This is a genomic window from Streptomyces sp. MP131-18 (assembly GCF_001984575.1).
Taxonomy (GTDB): domain Bacteria; phylum Actinomycetota; class Actinomycetes; order Streptomycetales; family Streptomycetaceae; genus Streptomyces; species Streptomyces johnsoniae.
Genome location: NZ_LZNS01000001.1, coordinates 4,950,305 through 4,974,963, shown reverse-complemented (window position 1 = coordinate 4,974,963; position 24,659 = coordinate 4,950,305). Strand labels below are relative to the sequence as shown.

The 24,659-nt window shown below is 71.4% G+C and carries 22 protein-coding genes, 1 tRNA gene and 1 pseudogene; 11 read left to right on the top strand and 13 right to left on the bottom strand.

Going from position 1 to position 24,659, the window contains the following annotated elements; genetic code table 11:
* The first annotated feature begins 44 nt into the window (after nucleotides 1-44).
* Nucleotides 45-116 (top strand) — tRNA-Gln (locus STBA_RS22595).
* Nucleotides 117-122: 6 nt separating this feature from the next.
* Here STBA_RS22595 and STBA_RS22590 read toward each other — a convergent pair.
* The 3 genes from STBA_RS22590 to STBA_RS22580 all read right to left on the bottom strand — a co-directional run bounded on the left by STBA_RS22590 (nucleotide 123) and on the right by STBA_RS22580 (nucleotide 3,810).
* Nucleotides 123-1,412: a serine/threonine-protein kinase gene (locus STBA_RS22590; RefSeq protein ID WP_077060990.1), complete on the bottom strand. Its 1,290-nt coding sequence runs from the start codon at nucleotides 1,410-1,412 to the stop codon at nucleotides 123-125.
* Nucleotides 1,409-1,897 (bottom strand): hypothetical protein, encoded by a 489-nt coding sequence (locus tag STBA_RS22585; RefSeq protein ID WP_077060989.1) that lies wholly within the window; start codon nucleotides 1,895-1,897, stop codon nucleotides 1,409-1,411. Before STBA_RS22585 ends, STBA_RS22590 begins: the two co-directional genes overlap by 4 nt.
* An 86-nt stretch (nucleotides 1,898-1,983) precedes the next feature.
* Nucleotides 1,984-3,810 carry an N-6 DNA methylase gene (locus STBA_RS22580; protein WP_077060988.1) on the bottom strand — a complete coding sequence of 609 codons (1,827 nt, stop codon included), beginning with the start codon at nucleotides 3,808-3,810 and terminating at the stop codon, nucleotides 1,984-1,986.
* 205 nt (nucleotides 3,811-4,015) lie between these two features.
* On the opposite strand from STBA_RS22580, the gene STBA_RS22575 reads away from it, so the two are divergent.
* Nucleotides 4,016-4,654, top strand: a complete 639-nt coding sequence (locus tag STBA_RS22575) for a DUF4352 domain-containing protein (protein ID WP_143659554.1) — start codon at nucleotides 4,016-4,018, stop codon at nucleotides 4,652-4,654.
* 60 nt (nucleotides 4,655-4,714) lie between these two features.
* On the opposite strand, the gene mfd is transcribed toward STBA_RS22575, so the two are convergent.
* From mfd to STBA_RS22560, 3 genes are all read right to left on the bottom strand, one after another.
* Complete coding sequence (gene mfd, locus STBA_RS22570; RefSeq protein WP_077060987.1) at nucleotides 4,715-8,266, bottom strand: transcription-repair coupling factor; 3,552 nt, start codon at nucleotides 8,264-8,266, stop codon at nucleotides 4,715-4,717.
* A gap of 299 nt (nucleotides 8,267-8,565) precedes the next feature.
* The gene (locus STBA_RS22565) at nucleotides 8,566-9,240 is read right to left on the bottom strand and encodes a class I SAM-dependent methyltransferase (RefSeq protein WP_077060986.1); all 675 of its coding nucleotides are present in this window, start codon (nucleotides 9,238-9,240) and stop codon (nucleotides 8,566-8,568) included.
* Between the two features lie 36 nt (nucleotides 9,241-9,276).
* A complete protein-coding gene (locus STBA_RS22560; RefSeq protein WP_077060985.1) occupies nucleotides 9,277-9,762 on the bottom strand; it encodes an OsmC family protein in 486 nt (161 codons plus the stop codon).
* 211 nt (nucleotides 9,763-9,973) lie between these two features.
* Between STBA_RS22560 and STBA_RS22555 the strand changes: the two genes are divergently transcribed.
* From STBA_RS22555 to STBA_RS22545, 3 genes and pseudogenes are all read left to right on the top strand, one after another.
* Entirely contained in the window at nucleotides 9,974-10,645 is a 672-nt protein-coding gene (locus tag STBA_RS22555; RefSeq protein ID WP_079252102.1) for an HNH endonuclease family protein, read from the top strand.
* 406 nt (nucleotides 10,646-11,051) lie between these two features.
* Nucleotides 11,052-11,377 (top strand): annotated as a pseudogene (locus STBA_RS38960) (hypothetical protein).
* Nucleotides 11,378-11,481: 104 nt separating this feature from the next.
* Nucleotides 11,482-12,783 (top strand): erythromycin esterase family protein, encoded by a 1,302-nt coding sequence (locus STBA_RS22545; protein WP_077060984.1) that lies wholly within the window; start codon nucleotides 11,482-11,484, stop codon nucleotides 12,781-12,783.
* 56 nt (nucleotides 12,784-12,839) lie between these two features.
* On the opposite strand, the gene manD is transcribed toward STBA_RS22545, so the two are convergent.
* Nucleotides 12,840-14,069, bottom strand: a complete 1,230-nt coding sequence (gene manD, locus STBA_RS22540) for a D-mannonate dehydratase ManD (protein WP_077060983.1) — start codon at nucleotides 14,067-14,069, stop codon at nucleotides 12,840-12,842.
* A gap of 25 nt (nucleotides 14,070-14,094) precedes the next feature.
* The gene (locus tag STBA_RS22535) at nucleotides 14,095-16,035 is read right to left on the bottom strand and encodes a cellulase family glycosylhydrolase (protein ID WP_077060982.1); all 1,941 of its coding nucleotides are present in this window, start codon (nucleotides 16,033-16,035) and stop codon (nucleotides 14,095-14,097) included.
* Nucleotides 16,036-16,192: 157 nt separating this feature from the next.
* Here STBA_RS22535 and STBA_RS37940 point away from each other — a divergent pair, with 157 nt between their 5' ends.
* Together STBA_RS37940 and STBA_RS22530 are read left to right on the top strand one after the other, a co-directional pair.
* Complete coding sequence (locus STBA_RS37940; RefSeq protein ID WP_171987764.1) at nucleotides 16,193-16,351, top strand: hypothetical protein; 159 nt, start codon at nucleotides 16,193-16,195, stop codon at nucleotides 16,349-16,351.
* Between the two features lie 12 nt (nucleotides 16,352-16,363).
* On the top strand, nucleotides 16,364-17,437 hold the full coding sequence (locus tag STBA_RS22530; protein ID WP_077060981.1) for a LacI family DNA-binding transcriptional regulator: 1,074 nt from the start codon (nucleotides 16,364-16,366) through the stop codon (nucleotides 17,435-17,437).
* Between the two features lie 27 nt (nucleotides 17,438-17,464).
* Here STBA_RS22530 and STBA_RS22525 read toward each other — a convergent pair whose 3' ends face one another.
* From STBA_RS22525 to STBA_RS22515, 3 genes are all read right to left on the bottom strand, one after another.
* Nucleotides 17,465-18,601 carry a hypothetical protein gene (locus STBA_RS22525; protein ID WP_077060980.1) on the bottom strand — a complete coding sequence of 379 codons (1,137 nt, stop codon included), beginning with the start codon at nucleotides 18,599-18,601 and terminating at the stop codon, nucleotides 17,465-17,467.
* Nucleotides 18,601-19,653, bottom strand: coding sequence for a hypothetical protein (locus STBA_RS22520; protein ID WP_077060979.1), 1,053 nt, complete (start codon nucleotides 19,651-19,653; stop codon nucleotides 18,601-18,603). The genes STBA_RS22525 and STBA_RS22520 overlap by 1 nt, the downstream gene beginning before the upstream one ends.
* Before the next feature lie 69 nt (nucleotides 19,654-19,722).
* A complete protein-coding gene (locus STBA_RS22515; RefSeq protein ID WP_216355953.1) occupies nucleotides 19,723-20,874 on the bottom strand; it encodes a glutamate-cysteine ligase family protein in 1,152 nt (383 codons plus the stop codon).
* Between the two features lie 334 nt (nucleotides 20,875-21,208).
* Here STBA_RS22515 and STBA_RS22510 point away from each other — a divergent pair, with 334 nt between their 5' ends.
* Together STBA_RS22510 and STBA_RS22505 are read left to right on the top strand one after the other, a co-directional pair.
* Nucleotides 21,209-22,054 (top strand): alpha/beta hydrolase, encoded by an 846-nt coding sequence (locus STBA_RS22510; RefSeq protein WP_171987762.1) that lies wholly within the window; start codon nucleotides 21,209-21,211, stop codon nucleotides 22,052-22,054.
* A 235-nt stretch (nucleotides 22,055-22,289) separates the two neighbouring features.
* Nucleotides 22,290-22,994 (top strand): DinB family protein, encoded by a 705-nt coding sequence (locus tag STBA_RS22505; protein WP_077060977.1) that lies wholly within the window; start codon nucleotides 22,290-22,292, stop codon nucleotides 22,992-22,994.
* Nucleotides 22,995-23,009: 15 nt separating this feature from the next.
* Here STBA_RS22505 and STBA_RS22500 read toward each other — a convergent pair whose 3' ends face one another.
* Both STBA_RS22500 and STBA_RS37935 read right to left on the bottom strand, forming a co-directional pair.
* Nucleotides 23,010-23,243, bottom strand: a complete 234-nt coding sequence (locus STBA_RS22500) for a hypothetical protein (protein WP_143659552.1) — start codon at nucleotides 23,241-23,243, stop codon at nucleotides 23,010-23,012.
* Between the two features lie 28 nt (nucleotides 23,244-23,271).
* Nucleotides 23,272-23,430, bottom strand: coding sequence for a hypothetical protein (locus tag STBA_RS37935; RefSeq protein ID WP_171987761.1), 159 nt, complete (start codon nucleotides 23,428-23,430; stop codon nucleotides 23,272-23,274).
* A gap of 169 nt (nucleotides 23,431-23,599) precedes the next feature.
* On the opposite strand from STBA_RS37935, the gene STBA_RS22495 reads away from it, so the two are divergent.
* Together STBA_RS22495 and STBA_RS22490 are read left to right on the top strand one after the other, a co-directional pair.
* Complete coding sequence (locus tag STBA_RS22495; RefSeq protein WP_077063510.1) at nucleotides 23,600-24,427, top strand: helix-turn-helix transcriptional regulator; 828 nt, start codon at nucleotides 23,600-23,602, stop codon at nucleotides 24,425-24,427.
* Complete coding sequence (locus STBA_RS22490) at nucleotides 24,424-24,639, top strand: DUF397 domain-containing protein (RefSeq protein WP_077060975.1); 216 nt, start codon at nucleotides 24,424-24,426, stop codon at nucleotides 24,637-24,639. Before STBA_RS22495 ends, STBA_RS22490 begins: the two co-directional genes overlap by 4 nt.
* Nucleotides 24,640-24,659: the final 20 nt, after the last annotated feature.

Here is a 24,659-nt window from a genome sequence, read left to right as displayed (position 1 = left end):
GGGCGGGCAGTCCGATCAATGGGAACAACCGGCCCAATTCACCATCCCCTGTGGTGTAATCGGCAGCACTGCGGTTTTTGGTACCGTATGTCCAGGTTCGAGTCCTGGCGGGGGAGCCTGAATCACGGCGCGTGGCCGAGCTGTTGCAGGCAGAGCTGTTCGTCGGCCCGCAGTTGCCGCACCACCGCGTCGTAGGGCCCGTTCTCCAGCGTGAACTCGTGGGCGAGCCGCTGGATCTCGGGCAGCGCCTCCGCGTAGCGCCCGATGTCGAGCAGCGTCGCGGCGTACTGCTTGCGCAGGCTGCGCACCACCGCGGACCCCTCCCCGTACCGGCCCACCGCGATCGGCAGCGTGCGGCTGAGCAGACCGGCGACCTGCGGGTACTGGCCGAGGGCCAGCAGGTGCTTGATCTCCTCCAGCGCGGTGGACATGTCCGGTTCGCGCGGCCGCGGCGCGGGCCAGGGCGCCATCGGGTAGCGGAACGGGCGGGTCGGATCGAGCGGCACACCCCCCGCACCACCCCCCGCACCACCGTCCGCGCCCGGCGCGTGCCCCGCGGGCGGGGGCAGCAGCGGGGCGAGGACGGCGAACACCTGGTGCGCGTCGGCGGGGCGGTCCTGCGGGGACCTGGCCAGCAGGTGGTGGATCAGCGCCGCGAGCTGCGGCGGAGCGTCCGGCCGCAGGCGGGCCACGGGCACCGGCTCCTCGTGCAGCTTCTTGTACAGCAGCCCGGCCGCGTTCGGGGCGGTGAACGGCACCCGGCCGGTCAGCAGCTCGTAGCCGATGACGCCCAGCGCGTACAGGTCGGCGCCTGGGCCGACCGGAACGTCCCCCACGGCCTGCTCGGGCGCCATGTAGACGGGCGTGCCGAGCAGCGTTCCGGTGCGGGTCAGGCGGGTGTCCTCACCGTCGCCGCGCACGGCGGCGATGCCGAGGTCGAGCACGGTGGCCCGGCCGTCCGGGCGGATCATGACGTTCCCCGGCTTGAGGTCGCGGTGGACGATCCGCACCGCGTGCACGGCGGCGAGCGCCGAGCAGAGCTGGGCCAGCACGGCCGCGGCCCACGGCCACGGGTAGGGGTCGTGCTCGGCCAGGTGGTCGCCGAGTCCGCAGCCGTCGACGAGCTGCATGACGAGGAACAGCTCCTCGCCCTCCTGCCCCGCGTCGTGCACCGCCACCAGGCCCGGGTGGTCGATGCGGGCGGTGACGCGGGCCTCGCGCAGGAAGCGGCGGCGCAGCTCCTCGGGGTCGCTGGTGCCGGACAGGGAGGCGAGCCGGCCGGCGTTCAGGAGCTTCACCGCGACGCGGCGCCCGCCGAGGGAACGGTCGTGCCCGGACCACACCTCCCCCATGCCGCCCTTGCCCAGCGGCTCGGCCAGCTCGTAGCGCCCGGCCAGCAGCCGGCCGGTCACCTGCCCTCCTGCCGGCGCAGCAGCGCGCCCAGTTCGTCCAGCTCCGAGGCGACCTGGCGCATGCGCGGGGACGCCGCCCGCGGCGCGGCGGCGGCCCCCGGGTGCGGCCGCGGCGCGACCGGCCGGTGCGCGGGCGGCGGCGGAACGTGGCCGGGCGGCACGGCGGCCCGCCGCGGGAAGCGGTCGGCGCGCACGGCGTGGACGGTGGCCCCGACGAGGTAGGCGAGCGCGTAGAAACCGGCGAACGCGCTGAGGTTGCTCTCGTCGTCGGGAACGGCGCTGATCAGCACCACCTCGGCGACGGTGAGCGAGCAGAAGAGGCAGAAGACCGCCCAGTCGGTGCCGCGCCCGCGGAGCACGGCGAACCGGAGCGAGGGCACCCAGGCGAGCAGCCCGAGCGAGCCGATGGGGAAGAGGGCGAAAAGCCAGCGCACGACGAGGGCCCTGGCGCCGGTCCTGGGCCGCAGGGGCGGCGGGCCGTACATCAGCAGACTCCCCCTCGGGCCCGTTCGGGTGCCCGTTCGATCCTCGGGTCGGGGTGCAGATGATATCCCCGCCGCGCGGCGGCAGTTCAGTCCCCGGGCGGCAGCGTCCCCCCGGTCAGGCCGTCCACGGTGCCCTGGATCAGCCGGCGGCCGAGGTCCGCCGCGTGGTCGAGGGCCGCCTCGAACGCGGCGAGCTCGCGGAACCTGCGGCCGTAGCGGCGCTGGGCGGCCAGCGGCAGCCGCGGCACCTTGAGGCGGCGCACGTCGACGCGGGTTGAGCTGGAGGCGTAGCTGCCGGCCTGCCGGGTGTTGGCGGTGGCGCGCAGGAAGCCGGCGAGGAACCACGGGTCCAGCGCCCCCGGGTCGGGCCGCAGCAGGCAGGTGTGCCGGTCGGGCGCCGCGGGCGCCGGCTCTTCCGCGCCGATGACGCGGGTCGTGGCGCCCTGGAGCAGCAGCGGAACGAGCACGTCCCCCGCCGCGGGCGCGGGCGCGGCGGGCGGGGGGTGGATCTCCAGGGCGCCGGTGCGGGCGAGTTCGCCGATGGTGACGGTGGACCAGTGGGCCCCCTCGGCCGGGTCGGCGCGGCCTGGCCCGGGGGCCAGGTCGTGGGTGCGGCGCAGCGTGTCCCGCAGGTCCTCGCGCACGGCGGCGAGCCCGGCGGCGCCGGTGGCGGACGCGGGCGGCGGCAGGTGCCGGCCAGGAGCGAGGTCGACCTCGTCGTCGAGCAGGTCGATCACGGGCAGGGCGCGGTGGATGCCGGGACGTTCCGCGACGTCGCCGTCCCGGTCGAACGCGAGCCAGGCGTCGAGCACGGTGCGGTGCAGCGCCGGCCAGTCGAGCGGGGCGCGGCCCGCCGCGCGGTGGGCCGTCGCCGTGTCGACCACGAGCAGCCGCGGATCGGCGGCCGGCTCGGCGCCCGGCCTGCGCAGCACCCAGAGGTGGAGCGCGAGGCTGTGCGGGGGCGCGGCCCCCGCGGGCAGCGCGACGACGGCGCGCAGCGCGCCGCGGCGCAGCAGGGCGGCGCGGACGCGCCGCCCGGTGCGCCGGGACGCGGCGGCCGGGGGCATGAGTACGACGGCGGTGCCGCCGGGGCGCAGCCGCGCCAGGGCGTGCTGGACCCAGGCCAGCTCCGACTCGGTGCGGGCGGGCAGGCCGTACTCCCAGCGCGGGTCGTAGATGAGCTGGTCGTGGCCCCAGTTGCGTTCGTTGAACGGGGGGTGGCAGAGCACGGCGTCGACGGCCAGGCCGGGAAAGGCGTCCGCGAGCAGGGTGTCGCCGCCGCGGACCTGGACGGTGGTCGTGCCGCGCAGGGCGAGCCGCAGGCTGCCGAGGCGGGCGAGGACGGGATCGGTCTCCTGGCCGTACAGCTCGCCGGGCGGCGCGCCCGCGGCGGTCCGCGCGGCGGCCAGCAGGGTGCAGGGGCCGCAGGCCGGGTCGAGCACCGAGTCGGCGGGGCCGGCGAGCGCGGCCATCAGGGCGGCGGTCTCCGGCGGGGTCAGGGTGAGCTGGCGGGCGCCGGCGTCGAGGTGGCGGGCGAGGAGGAACTCGTACGCGGGGGCGGGGCCCTCCTCGACCGCGAGGGCCGCCGCGGCGCGGGCGAGCGCGGGTCCCTCGGTCGCGGCGCTCTGGGCCAGGTACTGCTCGCCGGTGCGCGCCAGCGCGGCGGCGGCTCCGGCCGGGTCGTCGCCGACCAGCTGCCAGAGCCGCTCCCGCAGCGGCACTTCGGCGAGTTTGCCCTGCTCGCGCAGCCACTGCTCGACCTCGGGGAGCGAGAAGGTGGGGCTGGTCGTGGTGCCGCCGACGGGGCGGGGGAAGTGGTCGTAGCGCCTGCGCCAGTTGCTGACGGCGGCGCGGCCGACCCCGGCGAGACGGGCGATTCCGGCGGCGGTGACCTCGCTGTGCTGCCCGGGCACGTGGCGGCCTCCGTTCGTCGGGGTGTCCTCAAGCTGTGGCGGTCTTCCGACCCTACCCGTGCCGGTGTCCACACCGATACACGGGAAGCACCACCGTGCCCACCGAAATGCGCGTTGACTCGATTCACAGCCTATGCTCTGATTGACCGCGCCAGCCCAAGGAGGGCCGGTTGATTCAGAGTTGCTTTCAGGAGAGGGAATCCTCGTGTCCAAGACCGCCGCACCCCGTTTCGCCAGGCAGCGCATGCTCGCCCTCGCCGGCGCCGCCGCCGCGACACTCGCCCTGGGCGGGCTCACCGCCTGTTCGAGCGAGGACGACCCGGAGAGCGCCACGGGCTCGGGCGGCGCGGAGGGCGAACAGGCCGAGGAGGACGGCGGCACCGACGATGACGGCGAAGGGCAGTCGGCGGAGGAGACGACGGAGGAAACGTCGGAGGAGACGGACGACGGCCTGTTCGCGGCCGAGGAGACCGCCGTCTACGACAGCGGCTTCGAGATCACCGTCTCGGCGGCCGAGCCCTACACGCCCACCGACTGGGCCGTCGGCCACACCGAGGGCAACGCGGCGTACTCGGTCACCGTGTCACTGGCGAACAACGGCTCCGAGGCCGTGGACACCACGTTCATCCTGGCCACCGCGCGGGCCGGGGCGGAGGGCGTGACGGCGGAGGAGATCTACGACGACACCGTCGGCAACGGCTTCAACGGCGAGCTGCTGCCCGGCAGGACGGCGAGCGCCGACTACGCCTTCGACGCCCCGCCGGACGCCGCCGCGCTCGAAGTCCAGATCGAGCAGGCACTGGAGTTCGACTCCACCCCGGCCATCTGGGAGATCCCGCTCTGAGCCCCGGGCACCCCTCGGCTTCGTCCCGGCGGCCCGCGCCCCCGCCGGGACGGGACGCCCCTACGAGCCCGGGATCGTGGTCAGGAACTCGCCGGTCCAGGCGAGCAGGTCGCGGCCGGCCACCGGCTTGCCGCCGATCCTGGCCGTGGCCGGGCGCGGCACCAGAACCTGCTTGGTGGCACGTTTGATCACCGAGCCCGGGTACACCCGGTTCAGCCGCAGCTCCTGCGACTCCCGCAGCTCCACCGGCGAAAATCTGATCCGGCTGCCCTGGAGCGTGACGTCCGTGACGCCGCAGGACCGGGCCAGCATCCGCAGGCCCGCGACGAGCAGCAGGTTTTCCACCGGCTCCGGCAGCGGGCCGTAACGGTCGGCCAGCTCCTCGCGGACCGCGCGGATGTCGTCCTCCGTGTTCGCCGCCGCGATCGACCGGTACGCCTGGAGCCGCAGCCGCTCCCCCGGCGCGTAGTCGTGCGGCACGTGGGCATCGACCGGCAGCTCGATCTTCACCTCGAGCAGCGACTCCTCCGGCTCGCCGCCGCCCGCCTCCAGCGTGGACCGGTAGTCCGCGACCGCCTCGCCGACCATCCGCACGTACAGGTCGAACCCGACGCCCGCGATGTGCCCCGACTGCTCCCCGCCCAGCAGGTTCCCCGCGCCGCGGATCTCCAGGTCCTTCATCGCCACGTACATGCCCGCGCCCATCTCGGTGTGCTGCGCGATCGTGGCGAGCCGCTCGTGCGCGGTCTCCGTCAGCGGCTTCTCCGGCGGGTACAGGAAGTACGCGTACCCGCGCTCCCGGCCGCGCCCGACCCGCCCCCGCAGCTGGTGCAGCTGGGAGAGGCCGAACGTGTCGCCGCGCTCCACGATGAGGGTGTTGGCGTTCGAGATGTCGATGCCGGACTCCACGATCGTGGTGGAGACCAGCACGTCGAAACGCTTCTCCCAGAAGTCGACCACGACCCGTTCGAGCGCCGACTCGCCCATCTGCCCGTGCGCCGTCGCGATCCGCGCCTCGGGCACGATCTGCCGCAGCCGCGCGGCGACACGGTCGATCGACTCGACCCGGTTGTGGATGTAGAAGACCTGCCCCTCGCGCAGCAGCTCCCGCCGGATCGCCGCGCCGATCTGCCGCTCCTCGTACGGGCCGACGAACGTCAGCACCGGGTGCCGCTCCTCCGGCGGGGTGGTGATCGTCGACATCTCCCTGATGCCGGTCACGGCCATCTCCAGCGTGCGCGGGATCGGCGTGGCCGACATCGTCAGCACGTCGACATTGGCCCGCAGCTTCTTCAGCTGCTCCTTGTGCTCGACGCCGAACCGCTGCTCCTCGTCGACGATGACCAGGCCGAGGTCCTTGAACTTCACCTCCGAGGAGAACAGCCGGTGGGTGCCGATCACGATGTCCACCGCACCGTCCCGCAGCCCCTCGGTCACCGCCCGCGCGTCGGCCTCCGACTGGAAGCGCGACAGCGGCCGCACGTTCACGGGGAACTGCGCGTACCGCTCGGAGAAGGTGCCGTAGTGCTGCTGCACCAGCAGCGTCGTCGGTACGAGCACCGCGACCTGCTTGCCGTCCTGCACCGCCTTGAACGCGGCGCGCACCGCGATCTCCGTCTTGCCGTAGCCGACGTCACCGCAGACCAGCCGGTCCATCGGCACGGACTTCTCCATGTCCTCCTTGACCTCGCCGATGGTCGTCAGCTGGTCCGGCGTCTCCACATAGGGGAACGCGTCCTCCAGCTCCCGCTGCCACGGCGTGTCCGACCCGAACGCGTGGCCGGGGGCCGCCATCCGCGCCGAGTACAGCTTGATCAGGTCAGCGGCGATCTCCTTGACCGCCTTCTTGGCGCGGGCCTTCGTCTTCGTCCAGTCCGCCCCGCCGAGCCGGTGCAGCGAGGGCGCCTCGCCGCCGACGTACTTGGTGACCAGGTCGAGCTGGTCGGTCGGCACGAACAGCCGGTCCCCCGGCTGCCCGCGCTTGGCCGGCGCGTACTCGACCAGCAGGTACTCGCGGGTGGCGCCCTGCACCGTGCGCTGCACCATCTCGACGTAGCGGCCCACCCCGTGCTGCTCGTGCACGATGTAGTCGCCCGGCTCCAGCGTGAGCGGGTCGAGCGTCTTGCGGCGCCGCGCCGGCATCCGCGCGCCCTCGCGGCCCGCCGCCTTCTGGCCGGTCAGGTCGGTCTCGGTGAGCACCGCGAGCTTCAGGCCCTGCGCGACGAAGCCGTGCTCGACCGCGCCGCACGCCACGTGCACGACCGACGGCGCGATCTCCCCGTTCAGCGGCGTGGTGAGCCGGGCCGCGATGCCCTCCCCGCCCAGCACCTCGGCGGTGCGGGCGGCCGGTCCCTGCCCCTCCGTGAGGTACACCACGCGCCAGCCCTCGGCCAGCCAGCCCTTCGTGTCGGCCAGGGCCCGCGCCGTATCGCCGCGGTAGGTCTCCGGCGCCCGCATGCCGAGCCGCAGGCTGTCCTCCTCCGACTCCTCCGCCAGATCGGGCGAGAACGGCGACACCGACCACCACGGCATCCCGAGCGCGGCGGCCCGCTCCCGCACCTCGGCCAGGCCGCGCAGCGAGGCCGCGCCGACGTCGATCGGCGCCTCGCCGGTGTCGGACATGGCGGCGGCGGCCCACGAGGCCCGGAGGAACTCCTGGCTGGTGGCCACCAGGTCCGCGGCCCGGCCGCGGACCCGCTCCGGATCGCAGACGACCGCCATGCTGCCCGCCGGGAGCACGTCGAGCAGCAGCTCCATATCGTCGACGAGCGCGGGCGCCAGCGACTCCATGCCGTCCACCGCGATGCCCTCGGCGATCTTGCCGAGCAGCTCGTCCAGCTCCGGGTGGCTCCTGGCCAGCTCCGCGGCGCGCGCCCTGACCTCCTGCGTCAGCAGCAGCTCGCGGCAGGGCGGCGCCCACAGACCGTGCTCCGCGACCTCCAGGGAACGCTGGTCGGCGACCTTGAAGTAACGGATCTCCTCGACGTCGTCGCCCCAGAACTCCACGCGCAGCGGATGCTCCTCGGTCGGCGGGAAGACGTCGAGGATGCCGCCGCGGACGGCGAACTCGCCGCGCTTCTCCACCAGTTCGACGCGCGTGTACGCGGCGGCCGCCAGCCGTTCCGTCACGTCGGCCAGGTCGGCGCTCCCGCCGCCGCGCAGACTGACGGGCTCCAGATCGCCGAGCCCCGCCACCTGCGGCTGGAGCACGGACCTGACCGGCGCGACCACGACCGAAACGGGCCCCGCACCCGGATCGTCGGCGCTCGGGTGCGCCAGCCGCCGCAGCACGGCCAGCCGCCGGCCGACGGTGTCGGCGCGCGGCGAGAGCCGTTCGTGGGGCAGCGTCTCCCACGCCGGGTACTCCGCGACGCCGTCCGGCGGCAGCAGCGAACGCAGCGCCGCCGCCAGATCCTCGGCCTCCCGCCCGGTCGCGGTGACGGCGAGGACCGGCCGCCCGGCCGAGCGCGCCAGCGCGGCCACCGCGAAGGGGCGGGCCGCGGGCGGCCCGACGAGATCGACATGGCGCCGGACGCCCTCGGCGGCGGCGCCGACCGCCTCGGCGAGTGCGGACTCTTCGGATACGGCGTCGAGCAGGCCGTACAGGCTCATGAGGTCATTCCATCCGGTGGCTTGCGGATTCTCGGCAACGGGTAACGGGCAACGGCGGAGGCGGGATGGGCGGGCCGCGGAGGGCCGCCGGGCAACCCGAAACACCCGGCACGCGCCGCGGGCCGGGGGTTTCAAGGGTACGCGCCCGCGCCCCGCAGCCGGGCCGTCACCCCGGGTGGCCGCCCGCCTCGCCCGGCATCTCACCCGGCATCGGTCCGAGTCCGCCGAGTACCAGGGCGAGGCGCCTTCACACGTTCACACGCGGTGCGGCGAACACCCCGCCCCGCGGGCCGGACGACTCAACCGCGGATCTCGCCCGCCTCGCCGATGAGGGCGTAACGCTCATCGCTCACCGCCGCACCACCCCACAGGTCCTGGACATCGCTCAGTGGCTCGATCCGCAGCCCGGCCACCAAGGGGCGGACGCAGGCCGCGAGATCCGCCGCACCGACCCCGGCCTGCCAGGGCAGCCCGCCGGCACCGTCCGCATACGGCGCCGAGCCCTCCCCGCTCCGGCCCCAGCGGCCCTCGACGAGCACCAGGCGGCCGCCCGGCCGCAGCCGTGCGACCCACTCCCGCAACGCGGCCACGGGATCGGGCAAGGTCCATATCAGATGACGGCACAGCACCGCGTCGAACGACGTGCCGTCCGCCGGCGGCACGGCAGCGTCGCCCACCAGGAAGCGGCCCTCGACCTGCGCGGCGGCGAACTTGGCACGGGCCCGCTGGATCATCTTCTGCGACAGATCGACCCCGACGACGCGGTGCCCGTCCTCGGCGAGCAGCAAGGACAGCGAACCCGTGCCACAGCCCGCGTCGAGCACCTCGGCGGGCGGAGCGGGCAGCCAGGAACGCAGCAGGGCCGCCCACGCCGCCCGGGTGGCATCGGCGCGCAGGCCGTGATCAGGCTCTTCGTCGAACGACGCGGCAGCAGCGTCCCAGTAGCCGGCGATCGCCGCGGAGTGATCCCTCATGGCGGCGATCCTGCCAGCCGCCACTGACAGACCGGCTCAGCCGCCGGCGACGACGATCCGCGGGGCGTGGCGGACCGGGAAGTTGACCGAGTTGGCGATGAAGCAGATGCGGTGGGCGTCCTCGTGGAGGGCCGTCGCGGCCTCCACCATCGACTCCTCCGCGACGGTCACCACCGGGTTGAGCACGACTTCGGTGAAACGGCCGCCGCCGCCCGCCGTTTCCGACATCGCGCCGCGGGCCACGTCCTCGTAGGCCGTGACGACGACCTTCTTGAGCGAGCACACCGCGAGGTACGACAGCATGTGGCACTGCGAGAGCGAGGCCACCAGCAGTTCCTCGGGGTTCCACCGCTCCGGATCGCCGACGAACGCCGGGTCCGCGCTCCCGGTCAACCGGGTCGCCTTGCCCGGCGCGGTCACGTCGTGGTCGCGCGTGTATGCGCGGTAACCGACCGTCCCTTCACCGGTGTTGCCCGTCCAGGTGACGGTGACGTCGTACGCGTGCTCACGGCTTCTCGGCATGATGCCCCTCCTTCGGGTCGGCCGACCCACGCTACCCGCCGTTCCCGCCCGCAACGGCCCGGCGCCGCCCGGAAATTCGGCGGTGACGTGAGCATGCCGCCAATCCGTTACCTGACGCACGCCTCGCAGAAACGTTTTTCCACGATGATGGCCAACGCACGACCACGCGGCTCTGCCGAGCCGAACCCACCCCCACCTCAAGGGAGTTCGCGTGATCCGCCTCCGCCGTACCCGCGCAACGCGCGGGATCTACGCGCGTCGACGCCTTGGTGTGCTCGCCGCCCTCACCGGTCTCATATCCCTGGCCGCGCTGTTCACCGGCCCCGCGGCCCAGGCCGCACTGCCCACCCCCGTCAGCGCGGCCACCGCCCGCTCCTACCTCGCCTCCCTCACAGTCACCTCCGAGGACCGCACCGGCTACGACCGCGACCTCTTCCCCCACTGGAGTTCCCAGGGCAGCAACTGCAACACCCGCGAGGTCGTGCTCCAGCGCGACGGCAGCAACGTCGAGACCGACTCGAGCTGCGCGGCCGTCAGCGGCAGTTGGTACTCCGTGTACGACGGCGCGACCTGGTCGGCCGCCTCGGACGTCGACATCGACCACCTCGTCCCCCTCGCCGAGGCGTGGGACTCCGGCGCCGACGCGTGGACCACCTCCCGGCGCGAGGCGTTCGCCAACGACCTCTCCCGCCCGCAGCTGATCGCCGTCACCGACAACGTCAACCAGTCCAAGGGCGACCAGGACCCGGCCGAATGGCTGCCCCCGCGGGGCAGCTACCACTGCGTCTACGCGCGCGCCTGGGTCCACGTGAAGCACCACTACGGCCTGTCCGTCGACTCCGCCGAGAAGAGCGCACTGACCGGCATCCTCAACGGCTGCTGATCCCCCGGGAATCACACCCCGGCATCAGGACCCCCCTCCCCCGCCGCCCGTGTCGTGCTCACAACCCGACCGGCCGCGGGGGAGGGGCACGCGGCCTCGCGCGCCGCCGACCGCCTCGCGAGGCCCCGGCGGAGCACCGCGCAGCCGCGGCACCACTCGCCGGGGCATGCCCAGGACCCGCCGGCCCCCACCACAGCGGTCCGTTCGTCGCACTCGCGCGGCATGCGCACCACAGTCGCGAGCGAGGGGCGCTGTTACCTCTCGATCTTTCCCCTGCGGCGGATACGGAACTGGTGAAGCCCGCTCAGCCGTCGCCCGCCGGCGGAACAGGTGGCATCGCGAATCGCTTCCTTTCCGGAAGGCCTCGGGGCGTCCCCATCGGCGCCGCCCGACCGTGGTCCATCCGATGCCCGAGCAGCCGCGGGTGGTACTGCTGAAACCCCTGGTCACCTCGCCGCTGATCGAGGTCGGCGAGTTCTCCTACTACGACGACCCCGATGATCCGACCGCCTTCGAGACTCGCAACGCGGCATCGTCGGCGGCAACCCTGCCCGTCTCATCCGCCGCCGCTACAGCGATGCGGACGTCAACCGTCTCCTGGCCCTGGCCTGGTGGGACTGGCCGCTCCAGCACATCACCGAACACATTTGCACGCTCATGTCCGGCAGCGTCGACGACTTGGAGAACGCGGCACGTCAAGACCCACCACCCCGCGGGGCGACGGGCCGTTGAACGGTCCCGGCCCGGCACGACCGGATCTGCGGAGATCTTCGCGCACGTGGGCTCCCGTGCCGGCGATCGATCCGCCTTCCAGCACCGAGAGTCGAGCTGTCAGCATGCCTGCTTCGTCCCACCACAACCCGTTCGCCGACTGGCTTCGCGCCCATGCCGTCCCGCTCACCCACCTCGACCGTGAGGCGCCGCTCGATGACCTGGAGCCGCTGCGCACCATCATCGGCGGAGCCCGCGTCGTCGCGCTCGGGGAGAATTCCCACTTCATCAACGAGTTCGCACTCATGCGTGAGCGCATACTGCGGTTCCTGGTCGAACGCTGCGGTTTCACCGTCCTGGCTTTCGAGTACGGCTTCAGCGAGGGCTTCGCCCTTGACGCGTGGGCCCAGGGCGAGGGAACGGACGACGACCTGTCGGCCCACCTCGCCACGGCGATCCCCGTGGGAGTCGACGAGCCGCTGCGCTGGATGCGTCGGCACAACCGCACAGCCTCGCCACCGGTGCGTTTCGCCGGCATCGATATCCCGGCGGCCGGTGGGTCCCTGCTCCCCGCACTGACCCCGGTCGCCGACTACCTGCGCCAGGTCGATCCCGAGATCCTGCCGGCGGCCCGGACCGCGATGCGGATTGCCGAATCGTTCGCCGGCGACTCCGGGGCCGTGGCCGCACCGGCGTGGGCACGCCTGGCCGCCACCGAACAGGACGCCCTCAGCGCGGTCCTGATGCGCCTGCTCATCCGGTTCCGCTCTGTCGAGCCGCTGTACGTCTCCCGCGGCGATCAGCAGAGTTACGACATTGCCTTGAGACGCCTCGAAGGTGCCTGCCACGCCGACTACACCTTCCGTGCCATGGCCGGCCTTTTCGCGGGAAAGGGGCTGCCCGCCGATACTTCGGCCCGGGACGCGTACATGGCCGGGTCGGTCCTGTGGCACCTGGAACGCTTTGAGCCCGGCACCCGCGTCGTGCTGGCGGCTCACAACGCCCACATCCAGAAATCACCGATCTCCTTCGACGGCCACCTCACGACGCTCCCGATGGGACAGCACCTGCACAGCGTGCTCGGCGACGAGTACTTCGCGCTCTGCGTGACGAGCACCACCGGACACACCGCGGACATGCGCCGCGACGAGAACGTGCGCTTCGGTTTCACCGTCGACGCCACCGCGCTGGAACCGCCCGAGCCGGGAAGCATCGAAGCGGCCTTCGCCGATGCCGAACTCGGGCTCAGCATCGCCGGTCTCCACCGGGCAGCACGCCCGGAGGCCAGGGGCGACGCCGGCCTCGCCCCGGGCCCCGACCGCATCCGGATTCAGAGCACCTACCTGCACACCCCCGTCACCGAGGCGTTCGACGCCGTCCTCAACACCCCCACCTCCACCGTGGCCGACGATCTCGAGAACACGTGAACCGGGCCGATGACCAAGATCACCGTCCCGGCTGGTCGGGACAGTGCCCTCCCCCGCTACCAGTCGTGGACCGTGCCGTCGGTCAGGCGGTTCACGGGGAGGTAGGCGGGCTCGTACGGGTGGGCCGCCGCCGCTTCGTCGTCGAGGTGGACGCCGAGGCCGGGGGTGTCGGACGGGTGCAGCAGACCGTTCTCGAAGGTGTAGCTGGTGCGGAAGACCTCCAGGGTGCGCGGGGAGTGGCGCATGTACTCCTGGATGCCGAAGTTGTGGATGGCCAGGTCCAGGTGCAGGGCGGCGGCCATGCCCACCGGCGAGATGTCGGTCGGCCCGTGCATGCCGGACTTCGCGCCGTAGTGGCCGGCCAGGTCCAGCAGCTTGCGCATCGCCGTGACGCCGCCGGTGTGGGTGACGGCCGAGCGCACGTAGTCGATCAGACGCTCCCGCAGCAGCACCGTGTAGTCGTGCGCCGAGTTGAAGACCTCGCCGATCGCCAGCGGCGTCGTCGTGTGCTGCCGTATCAGCCGCAGCGCCGCCTGGTCCTCGCCCGGGGTGGCGTCCTCCAGCCAGAACAGGTCGTACGGTTCGAGCGCCTTGCCCAGCTTCGCCGCCTGGATCGGCGTCATCCGGTGGTGCCCGTCGTGCAGCAGCGGCAGTTCGGGCCCGAACTCGTTGCGCACCGCCTCGAACACGCCGGGGATATGCCGCAGGTAGGCGCGGGTGTCCCAGGTTTCCTCGACCGGCAGGGCCGTGCGCCGCGCCGGCTCGTAGTCGTAGCGCTCCCCGCCCCCGGCGGAGGAGGCGGCCACGCCGTAGACGGAGTCGAGGCCGGGGATGCCGGTCTGGACCCGGATCGCGCGGTACCCGTCGGCCAGGTGCGCGCGGATGGAGTCGAGCAGCTCGGGAACGTCCCGGCCCGAGGCGTGGCCGTAGGCGAGCGCGCCGGTGCGCGAGGCGCCGCCGAGCAGCTCGTACAGCGGCATGCCCGCGGCCTTGGCCTTGATGTCCCACAGCGCCACGTCGACGGCGGCTATCGCGGCCATCGTCACCGGGCCGCGCCGCCAGTACGCGCCGCGGTACAGGTACTGCCAGGTGTCCTCGATCCGCCCGGCGTCGCGGCCGGTGAGCAGCGGCGCCACGTGCTCGGTCAGGTAGGAGGCGACGGCCAGTTCGCGGCCGTTCAGCGTAGCGTCGCCCAGGCCGGTGAGGCCGTCGGCGGTGGTGATCCGCAGGGTCACGAAATTGCGCCCGGGACTGGTGACGATCACCTCGGCTGACGCGATCTTCATGGCATCGGTCTTCAACTTGGCTACCTCAGTCTCGGGTGAGTTCGGTGACGACGACACCGTAGGCGAACAGTTCGACGGCGGGGAACTGCTGTCCGGTCAGGTCCCTGAGGGTGCCGACGGCGACCCGCGGCTTGACGGTCAGCGGCTCCGGGTGCTGGCTGACGAACCAGACGAACGTGCGCCCGTCCTCGTGCTCCATGCGCCCCACCAGCACGCGCGGGTCGTCCACGGTGACGTCGGGGGTGACGCCGGCCTCCGCCGCGAGCGCCGCGTACAGCCGCCAGGTCGGCTCGGGGTTGACGCGCGGGGTGACGGCGGCCATGTGCTCGACCGGGTAGGTGCACAGCACCAGCCGGCCCGCACCGTACGTACGGGACAGCAGAACGGGCCGCCCGTGCGCGTCGGTGGCGATCACCTCGGCGCCGTTCGGCTCGACGGGCAGGTAGGTGCGGGAGTGCTCGGTGCCCGCGACGGGGAACACCAGCTCCTCGCCCGCGCGGATGTCACCGAAGTCGCGCCGGAACGTCACGCGCAGCTCGTCGTCCTCGATCGGGTCGGTGAGCCCGTAGCGCAGCTGCTTCACCACGCCGAACGTCTCGTCCAGCTTCGGCCACCACGAGCCGCGCTGCACGTGGTGCTCGCCGACGTAGTACGACGCGTACACGGTCGCCCCGGCCTCGGCCCGTCCGAGCAGGTGGCGCCAGCCGGGCGCGGTGAGCTGCTTGGCGGAGGGCAGCAGGTACAGCGCGCAGTCGTCGGGCAGCCCGTCGGCCTCGCGGGCCACGCCCACCGGCAGGTCGGCCTCGCGGGCCGCCACGTACGCCTGCCGGGTGTGGGCGAAGACGCTGGTGTGGTCCTCGGGCTGGGTGAACGGGTAGGGCTTCTCCAGGAACGAGGAGACCACGAGGGCGACCTCCGTGTCCGCGCGGCGCAGCCGCGGCGCGTCGACGGCGCGCAGCACCTCGGTGAACCGCTTGACCTCGCGCAGCTGCTCCTTCGGCCGGCCCTTGTCGTCGGTGAGGCCGAAGTGCATTTCGAACGGGTGATGGCTGTAGGGCTCCTGCGCCCACAGCTCGTCGTAGTCGGTGTTGTTCCAGGGAATCCAGCCGGTGGCCCCGGCGAGCAGCGTGTTGTGCAGGATCTGCCGGTAGTAGTGGGCGGCGTTCTCCTCGGAGACGTAGTCCGAGGTGAGGCCGAACTCCTCCATGATCACCGGCTTCCCGCCGATGGGTCCGAGCAGCTCGCAGATGAACGCGGCGCCGAGGTGCTGGCGGACCTCGTCCGTCTCCATCCGGTAGACGTGCGGGCCGTGGAAGTCGATCAGCGGTTCGAGGTCGCGGATGCGGAAGCCGTTGTCCGCGCCGGTGATCTCGACGCCCCAGGCGCCGTCGCCGACCGAGACGGGCTGGTGGGCGCCCACCGCGCGCAGGGCGTCGATCAGCGTCTTCGCCCAGGCGGTGACGGCGTCGGCGTCAATGGTGCCGATGCCGCGGGACTGCCAGTGGCCGTAGATCGGGATTTCGTTGGTGAGCAGCCAGCCGGCGATGGCCGGGTGGTCCTTCCAGCGGGCGCCGAGCGTGCGGACGTACCACTCCTGCTGGGCGACGAACGACGGGTCGGCGAAGATGTCGCGCCCGTTGCGCCAGGCCGGGTCCCAGTTCTGCCCGGACATGTGGCCGACGATGAACGTCGGGATGGTGTTCATGCCGAGCGCTTGGTGGCGGTCGAGGAAGTCGTCGTAGTGGGCGACGAGTTGGGGATCGAGGGTGTTCTCGGCCGGCATGAAGTCCGGCCAGTAGAAGAACGAGCGGGTGAGCGTGATCCCGTGGTCACGCATGGTGCGCAGTTCCTCGTCGATGACGTCGGTCCGGTAGTCGCGCCACATCAGCGGGCCGCCGGTGCGGGACCAGTAGTTCACCCCCACCCAGAGCGTGCCGTCGCCGAGCTTCGCCGCGTTGCGCCTCATCGATTGGGTCCGTTCCCTTTCCGGCCGATGTCCGAGTCCCGCCGCCGTCCGCGCGGTTCCACGGGACGCCCCGCACAGGTATATCGTTTTACCTATCCTCTGTCGACCCGTTGATCCGACGGAATTAGTGCGCTACCGTCCCCCCTCGTCCGGTGCGGTGCAACGTTTCACCTCGAAGGTCGCGGACGCGGACGCGGACGATGTACGGCACGGACCAACTCCCGTGCTCGCCGCCGCTGGTACGGTGGTGTCCCTCATTCCCGCCCGCGTCGCGCACGCGTTCCTCCGGCTCCGCAGGGAAGAAACCAAGGTCTGAGGGAGTGCTCACGTGACGGGACGGACGGGACGGACGGACCGGCGGCGTTCCGCCAAGCCCACCATCGCCGACGTGGCCGCGCTGGCGGGCGTCTCGGTGTCGGCGGTGTCCAAGGTCATGAACGGCCGTGACGGCATTTCCGCGCCCACCAGACAGCGCGTGCTCGACGCCGCCGCCAAGCTCAGGTGGTCCCCCTCGGCCACGGCCGTCGCCCTGCGCGGGGCGCGCACGCGGGCGGTCGGCATGGTCGCCGGGCGCTCCCCCGACGTGCTCGCCACCGACCCGCACTTCACGCTGCTGATCTCCGGCATAGAGCGCGAACTGGCGCCCGCCGACTACGGCCTGCTGCTGCACATCGTCGGCGAGGAGCCGGGCGCGGAGGAACGGGCCTACCGGCGGCTGGCCGAGGAGCGGCGCGTCGACGGGGTGATCCTCACCGAGAGCCGCATCGGCGACCCGCGGTTCGAGCTGCTGCGCCACCTGCGGCTGCCCGCGGTGCTGGTCGGCGCGCCCTGGCGGGAGGACCCGGTCCCCGCCGTCCGGGCCAGCGGCCAGGACGCGGGCGTGCGCGCCGCGGTGGACCACCTCCTCGGCCTCGGCCACCGGCGCATCGCGTACGTGTCGGGCCCGCAGGACCGGGTGCACACCGTCTTCAGGCGGCAGGTCTTCGAAACGGCACTGGCCGAGCACGGCCTGCGCCCCGGCCGCACCCTGACCTCGGACTTCACCGCCCAGGGCGCGGTCGCCGCCATGCGCGAACTGCTCGCGGCCGACGCCGCGGAACGCCCGACGGCGGTCCTGTTCGCGAACGACACGATGGCGGTGGCCGGCATGAACGCGGCCCGCCGTCTCGGCTACGACGTACCGGGCGACCTGTCGGTGATCGGCTACGACGACCTGCCGCTCGGCGAGCTGGTCTACCCGCGCCTGACGACGATCGCCCAGGACCTCGTCCAGCTGGGCCGCGCCGCGGCAGCCGCCATGTTCACCCTGCTCAACGTCCCCCACGCCCAGGACCCGCCGACGATCCACCCCCCGCACCTGGTCCCCCGCGAATCCACCGGACCGGCCCCGGCCGCCGCCTGATTCCAGGGCCGGGGAGCCCGGGGGCCCTCACCGCCGCGGGGTGAGCGCGTCGACCTCGCCCTTGAGGAACGTGTCCCGGCACAGTTCGAAGTGGTCCACGCGCCGCAGGTCGAAGACGCCGCGGATACCTGCCCGCCGGGCCAGCGCGACGACCTCGTTGAAATGCTCCTCGAAATGGGTGGAGAAGCGTACCTGCACCGTTCCGCATGCCGCCTGGAGCCGCTCGAAACGCTGGAAGAACAGGTCGTACTGTCCGGCAGGCTCCCAGTAGTTCCACAGATCGTGTGCGTAGCGCTGGACCTGGCGGAGGTCCTTACCGGTGATCTTGTGCAGGTATTCACAGACGTTCTGGAACTCGATGGTGGAGCGGGGTATTTCGGCGATGCGTTTCAGTTCGGCGAGCGGTTCGTCGGGATTGAGGTGCGCCACACTGCCCGTGATGATCATCGTGGAGTGATTGATGTTGGGATCGAGGAGCAGAGCGGAGGAAACATCCGGCTTCCGGCCGGGGTGATCCGCCCAGAGTTCGGCGAGCCGGAACAGCATGTCGGCACCGACAGAAAATCCCACGAGCGTGAGCTTCTTGTGCGGGTACTCCCGGCACAGCTTGTTGATGGCACCGTTGATGAGAGCGGCATGGGTGGCCAGCCCGATGGCACGGTAACGGCTGTCCCTGGCCTCGTCGGTGTTGTGCCCGAACGCGGTGATGCCCACGGTGTGCTGGGACGCGACGTTCATGAAAGGGCGGAAGTCGCCCGAGTCGAGCCCGAGACCGTGGAGCAGGACGACCAGGTGCGAAGACGGGGTACGGCGTTCGATGTACCGCAATTCCCTGCCGATGACCGCGTGGTCGGACGGCAGTCCTTCGTCGAAGTCATCCGCATGGACGTCGAAGGACCTCGCCACCGTTTCCCGCTCGGATTCCCAGCGGCGCTCCATTTTTCCACGCCCCCACCAAGCCGCCGAGAACGCGCCCACGGAGGCAAGGACGATCAGAGCGCCCCCCGTCTTCATGTGGTCCCACGTCCACTGGATCACGTTGCGGGCCTCGTCGCTGTAGATGCCTATGAGAATGCCGGCCAGGCCACCGGCTCCGGCGATGAGGACCCGGTGCCGGGAAAAGAAGGAGACGAGCCGCCGGGTGCCGGTCAACGTCAGCAGCATCACGGAGCCCGATCCGCACCGGTCAGCTCCGCGAATCCCGGCCCGGTCGTCACGCGCCCGACGAAATGCGCGTCGGAAACGTCCGCGACGTGCAGCGCGTCGGCCCTGCCCGGCAGGTGGGCGCGCACGCGGGCGCCCATGCGCCGCAGTTCGTGGCCCGGCTCCATGCTGAGCAGGAGTCCGGGCCATGCCAGGTTCCTCGTGATCGCGGCGATGACCTGCTCCCTGGTCGGCCCGTCGTACTGGTAGAGCACGAAATTGCAGGTGGCCACGTTGATGCGGTGGGCGCGCAGGAACCGGCCGAGCGCCGGAAGGTTGAGGATGTCGAGCGGCAGGATGCGCAGATCGGCAGCGGCGGCTTCCGTCTGTGCCAGAGACCACTCGACTTCGGAAAGGCGCTCGTTGTAGTACGCGGACGGCCCGTGACAGCCGCGCACCCACTCCAGGGTCGGCAGCGGCGGGGCGTCGACGCCGAACCGTGCGGTCAGCGGGATGTGCCGGAAGGACGGCGCCCGCGGGTACCACTCCAGGTCGGGCGCGAACCGTTCGAATACCGTGCGGTTGTTCAGCTGGCGGGGCAGCAGTCCGATGCTGGTCCCGATGTCGAGCAGGCGCACGCTGCCGATCCGCTGATGCGCCGCGTAGGCCCCCAGGACGAGCTGCGGCACGAGAAAACGGCGAGCTCCCGTGAAGGAGTTGGAGCGTTCGGAGATGACGGCGATGATCTCCTCGCCATGGCTGTCCAGGACCTCCGCGAGCAGGCGGGCGCGCTCGGCGGCCGGCTGTTCCGGCCGGAAGAGCGCCGCGGCCCGGGGCTGCCGTTCGGCGACGGTGCGCAGGGCAATGCCCAGGAGAGTGATCAGATGTGCCTCGCTCATCCGCGGCCTCGACTGCCATACGGAGCCGAGCACCGCGTCCATGGGCGAGCCGGAGCCCGCACCGGCCAGAAGTGCCATCGACTCGTGGAGCACCGCCCAGCCGTGATTGCCCTGCTGGTGGCGCTGCATATCGGTCAACGTCCGCAGCAGCACGTCCCTGCGGTCGAGCATCATCCGGCGCCCCTTTCTCGTGCGCGTACTCGTGCGCGTACTCGTCCCGTACTCGTACAGACGGCGAAGGCGTCAGGCGACGGCCGCCGACCCGGCCGGGCGGCGGTCGGCGGGCGATAGTCCACGCAGGGTGTAGGCGTCCGCGTAACGCTCGACCGCGTCGAGGGCCCAGGAGGGAACGCCGAGCCGCGGCAGTCCTTCCAGGGCGATATGCATGACCGTTCTTGCCACCATGGCGAGTGCGGGGTCGGACAGCCCGGTCTCCGCCGCCCGCCTCCAGCCCGTGCGCCCGGACGCCACTGCGGACGCACCCAGCAGGCGCCAGACGGCGTCCGAGGACTGCGCGTCGTCGAGCAGCACGGCGACCACGGCGAGCGGCACGACCCAGTCGTCGCCACCCTGGGCGTCGATCATCCGCAGTTCGAGATGCCCGCAGGCACGGACCGGCGTGACCAGCGACTTGAGGTGGGCCCGCACATCGGACGCCTGAACGGGCCGCGGCCCGCCGCCCCGTAGCCAGCGCCGCAGGGTGAGCCGGCCGCACGGCACCTCCCAGGCTCCGTCCTCCAGGGACCGCACCGCGACCACGCGGGTGCCGAGCGCGTGCTCCGCCCACAGAGACCTCGGGTCGTCACTCGGCGGCAAGGGGCCGCTGCGGGCCGGATCGGTGGCGAGCCTCAGCACTTGCCGACCGGAACGGACCTGCCTGCCCCGGACATTGGTGGGCGAGTTGGCGAACATCGCCATGAACACCGGTCCGAGGACGTTGACCAGGGCCCAGCGACGGTTGCGGCCCCGCCAGCCGGACGAGTGGTCACCCGCGTCCACATTGATCTGCACCGACGCCGTACTGCACAGCAAGGCGCGGCCCTGGCCGCCGACTTGGCGGTAGTACTGGTCGAGCGCCAGGTACCGGGGATGCGCGATCCGCAGACGCGGGGGCCGGTCGTCCAGGCCCGCTCCCCGCAGGACCAGTCCCTGTGCGGTGGCGAGCGCGCGCAGCGTCGCGAGGTCCGAGGCCGCCCGGTCGACGCATGCGCTCAGCGATCCGGCCGGCCGGGTGCTCAACTCCAGCTGCCCACCGGGCTCCAGGGAGACGAGGCTGTCACCGGCCAGCCGCGCTCCGGCACGGCGCGCCAGCAGCGACACCGACTCCGTCAGCCCCGCCCGTGAACGCTCTCCGGTGCCGCCGCCGTCCACATCGACCAGCCACTCGAGTTCCACCCCGACTCTTCCGGCGCAGTCGCGTGAGAAGGCGTGGGAAAAGATCAGGTCCCTGGCTTCCGACTCGTTCAAGGTGCTACCCAAGAAACACGCTCCCCCGCCCAGGATCCCCGGTGTGGCCGGAACCGAATGCTTCTGTTTCGACAAGGAGCTGATCGAACAGCTATCATCCGATTACAGCAGAAGATTCGCAGCGATGTCCAGTGCGGTCGTACGCCTCTGCGTTCGGCGACGTCTGATCGTGCCGATTCCGTTCTCTCCAGCGCATGCCGGGCGGCATTGCTCTAGAGTCGTTGGCCTACCTGCCGCACGCGTCTGCCGAGGGATGGCCTTGATGACTTCCGCGTTGGGCTCCGATCATGTGATCGACGAGCGAACGTTGCACGGGTTGAGCTGCCTGGAACGAAAAGCCGACTCCGGAACGGTGACAATCTTCCTGCACGGTCTCGGACTCGACGCCACGGACTACCTCGACTATCTCAGGCGACACGACAGCCACAGCATCGCGCTCACCCTGCGCGGCTACGAGCCGGACGGCGTGCGCGGCCTCCCACCGGTGCCGCTCTCCTCGCACATCCGGATGGTCGCGGGGGCCGTGGCGGAGGTCCGCCGGGAGAACGCCCGCAAAAGGATCGTGATCGCCGGTTTCTCCCTCGGCGCCGACCTCGTCCTGCAACTGGCCGAGCACTGGCGGAGCGAACAGCGCACGGCACCGCCGGTCCACGCGGCCGTGCTGCTCGACCCCAACGTCAACCAGTCGACGATGAGCATTTCCCGCCTCTTCGCGGACGCGGACCCCCGCCACCCGCTCCCGGTTTTCAAGCAGCTCATTGCCTCCGCGGCGGACGAGGGAGAATTCCGCGCCCTGTGCCGCTATCTGCCGAAACTCGCACCCAAGGATTTCGGCCAGATCTCTCAGCTGTCCCGGGACATGCTCTCCTACTGGAATCCTTCCGGATACGAGCAGTTGACGGAACGCCTGGGCCACGTGGCCCGGGTGGCCGACCAGGTGCGGATCGTTCTTTCCGCACCGTACGACGAACACCTGCCCGCCATCGAGGCGGCCATGCGGCAATACGGCGGCACGGACCACATCTCCGCCGAACTCACCAAACTCGACCACTTCGGCCTGATCGGCGAAGAATCACTCGCCCGCACCCTGGCACCGTTCGCCGGCTGAAGGTTCCGCTCAGCGGCCTTCGCGTCTTCGCGCGACAAAGGCCCCCGGCTTCCTGGTGACCTGGCCGGCGAGAGCACGCCGCCCGAGATGAGCCGAGCGGTGAGGCGGGGGTGGAGGCCGGTGTCGATCTCGTCCACGACGTACGTACCGCCGCTCCGCAGCACTTCGAAAAATCCGGTCGCGCGCCGCGGGGGGAGCCGTTACCTTCCAGCTGAGCGCTGAAGGGGGACGGGGCATGGAGACCGAAGGCATAAGGACCGACCGTTTGGGCCTGCTGCTCGACCAGTTCGACAAGGCCAGGGAGATGGCCGAGGTGCGGCTGGCGGGGCTCGGGGACGAGGAGTACCTGTGGGAGCCGGTGCCCGGTTGCTGGTCGATCCGGCGCCGGGGCGAGGCGACGACGCCCAGGGCGTTCGGGCCCGGCGAGTGGGTGCTCGACCTCGGCGCACCCGACATTCCGTCGAACGAGTACGCGGAGGTCGCCCGGCAGGCCGCCGGCGGCATGAGCATCGCCAAGATCGCCGACGACTGGAGCGTGAGTGAGGAGCGGGTCGAGGAGGTCCTCGCCCACACCGGTGAGCCGGAGCCCGACCAAGCACCGATCACGACCATCGCGTGGCGACTGGCGCACCTGCACTTCCACTTCGCGGGCGACTGGGAATGGACCTTCGGTGAACGGCGGCGGGAGCCGAAGCAGTTGGTCGACTTCACCCCCACCGCCGCCTTGGCACTCGAACGGTTCTGGCCGCTGATCGACTGCTGGCGCGACAGCGTCGGGGCGGTCACCGAGGAGCAGTTGGACACGGTCGGCTTCTCGCAGTACCCGTACAGCTCGGCCCCCGACGAACCGTTCATCAGCGTGGTGTGGGGAGCCAACCTCGAATTCATCCACCACATGGCCGAGATCGCGCTGCTCCGCGATCTGTGGCGGGCCAGGTAACCGAGAGGGCCTCTCCTACAGACGCCGGGCGGCCCTGCGCGGGTCGGTGCGGCGGGCGGCCCACAGGACCGTGGCGGGGTGGAGGGTGAAGGTCTCACCGGAGGTGAAGTGCAGGCGCTTCACGCCGCGCTGCATGCTGGTGAGATCACTGATGGTGTAGACCTGCCCGCCGATCATGAGCTGATCGCCACGGCGCACGGTGGCGGCGTTGACCTCGACGGCCACCTGCACGCCCGCACCGTGTTTCATCTGGTGAATTTTGCTGTACATCTGCCTATCACCCTTTCAGGTGTTCGCGAATGGCCGCGGCAAGAGCCTCCGCTTCGCGGAGCAGCTCCGCGGTCCGCAGCGCCAGTTCATCGGGCGGCGGCGTAGGCAACTCCCCCGCGGGTACGGGGTTTTCCTCCGCGGCCGGCTCGGACTGCGTATCGGTCATGGGGTGCCACCTGCCGTTCGAAAGCCGTGAGTTATCCCCCTCCGGGCAGGCACCCCCTCCGTGCACTGTCCGCTACCAGGCAACACCGTTCCGCTATGGTGAGGCACCGTTGAGTGGCTGATGCTCAATGCATGTACCGGAGCTCATTGGCGAGTTGGCAGGTGACAGCATGGAAGAAGCGGAGCGTAACGAGCAGTTGAGCCCGCTGGGCCACTTCAAATTCGAGGTCAGAGCCGCCCGGGAGGGGCGCAAGCAGAGTCAGCGTCACCTGGCGAACGGCACCGGGTACTCCATTGCCTACGTCAGCAAGGTGGAGAACGGCGTTCTGATGCCGTCCGTGTCCTTCGCCGAGCGCTGCGACGTGGTGTTCGGTACAGGCGGACTGTTCACTCGTCTACGGCGCAGGATCAACGAGACGGAGGCGCCTTCATGGTTCGTGCCCTACCTGAAACTGGAGCCCAAGGCGCACCGGATCTTCGACTGGTCGGTGCACTGCTTCATCGGCCTGTTGCAGACGGAGGATTACGCACGCGCGATTCTGCGTGCAGGTAATCCGCACGAGAGCGCCGACACGATCGAAGGAATGGTGAAAGGTAGGATGCGCCGTCCGCGGGAGGCATTCGGCGGGGATGCCGGGCCGAGACTTTGGGCAGTCATTCACGAAGCGTGTGTCCGGTCAGTCGTGGGAGGACCGCAGGTGATGGCCGCACAGCTCGACCACCTCATCGACATCGCGCAGAGCCCCACGATCGACGTGCAGATCATGCCGTTCACCGCAGGTGCGGCAGCTGCGCACTCACCCGCGTTCACCGTGCTCACCTTCGCGGACAGAAGCCCGGATACGCTGTGGAGCGATGGTCCTACCGGAGGCCGTCTGACTCAGATCGACACGACAGTGAGCAACGCCGCCGAGGTGCACGAGCGGTTGCGCGCGCACGCGGCAGCCCCCGAAGACTCGCTGGCGTTCATCCGTACCGTTTCGAAGGAGCTTCGATGACCCCCCGCATCACCACTTCCTCAACATGGATCAAGAGTTCGTACAGCGGCAACGGCGGGCAGTGCATTGAATGGGCCCCGGGAACTGCGGCGTTCACCGGCGCCGTTCCGGTGCGGGACAGCAAGAACCCCGACGGGCCCGCGCTGGCTTTCCCGGCCGCCGGCTGGCGGGCGTTCGTCGCCGCGCTGGAGCCTCGCGTCGGGGAATCCTGACGGAGACGGCCGAAAGGTTG

Excerpts from the sequence above, each read along its gene's own strand:
- STBA_RS22585 (WP_077060989.1), bottom strand. The coding sequence starts at position 1,897 with ATGTACGGCCCGCCGCCCCTGCGGCCCAGGACCGGCGCCAGGGCCCTC.
- mfd (WP_077060987.1), bottom strand. The coding sequence starts at position 8,266 with ATGAGCCTGTACGGCCTGCTCGACGCCGTATCCGAAGAGTCCGCACTC.
- STBA_RS22565 (WP_077060986.1), bottom strand. The coding sequence starts at position 9,240 with ATGAGGGATCACTCCGCGGCGATCGCCGGCTACTGGGACGCTGCTGCC.
- STBA_RS22560 (WP_077060985.1), bottom strand. The coding sequence starts at position 9,762 with ATGCCGAGAAGCCGTGAGCACGCGTACGACGTCACCGTCACCTGGACG.
- STBA_RS22545 (WP_077060984.1), top strand. The coding sequence starts at position 11,482 with ATGCCTGCTTCGTCCCACCACAACCCGTTCGCCGACTGGCTTCGCGCC.
- manD (WP_077060983.1), bottom strand. The coding sequence starts at position 14,069 with ATGAAGATCGCGTCAGCCGAGGTGATCGTCACCAGTCCCGGGCGCAAT.
- STBA_RS22535 (WP_077060982.1), bottom strand. The coding sequence starts at position 16,035 with ATGAGGCGCAACGCGGCGAAGCTCGGCGACGGCACGCTCTGGGTGGGG.
- STBA_RS22525 (WP_077060980.1), bottom strand. The coding sequence starts at position 18,601 with ATGCTGCTGACGTTGACCGGCACCCGGCGGCTCGTCTCCTTCTTTTCC.
- STBA_RS22520 (WP_077060979.1), bottom strand. The coding sequence starts at position 19,653 with ATGATGCTCGACCGCAGGGACGTGCTGCTGCGGACGTTGACCGATATG.
- STBA_RS22510 (WP_171987762.1), top strand. The coding sequence starts at position 21,209 with ATGACTTCCGCGTTGGGCTCCGATCATGTGATCGACGAGCGAACGTTG.
- STBA_RS22505 (WP_077060977.1), top strand. The coding sequence starts at position 22,290 with ATGGAGACCGAAGGCATAAGGACCGACCGTTTGGGCCTGCTGCTCGAC.
- STBA_RS22500 (WP_143659552.1), bottom strand. The coding sequence starts at position 23,243 with ATGAAACACGGTGCGGGCGTGCAGGTGGCCGTCGAGGTCAACGCCGCC.
- STBA_RS37935 (WP_171987761.1), bottom strand. The coding sequence starts at position 23,430 with ATGACCGATACGCAGTCCGAGCCGGCCGCGGAGGAAAACCCCGTACCC.
- STBA_RS22495 (WP_077063510.1), top strand. The coding sequence starts at position 23,600 with ATGGAAGAAGCGGAGCGTAACGAGCAGTTGAGCCCGCTGGGCCACTTC.
- STBA_RS22490 (WP_077060975.1), top strand. The coding sequence starts at position 24,424 with ATGACCCCCCGCATCACCACTTCCTCAACATGGATCAAGAGTTCGTAC.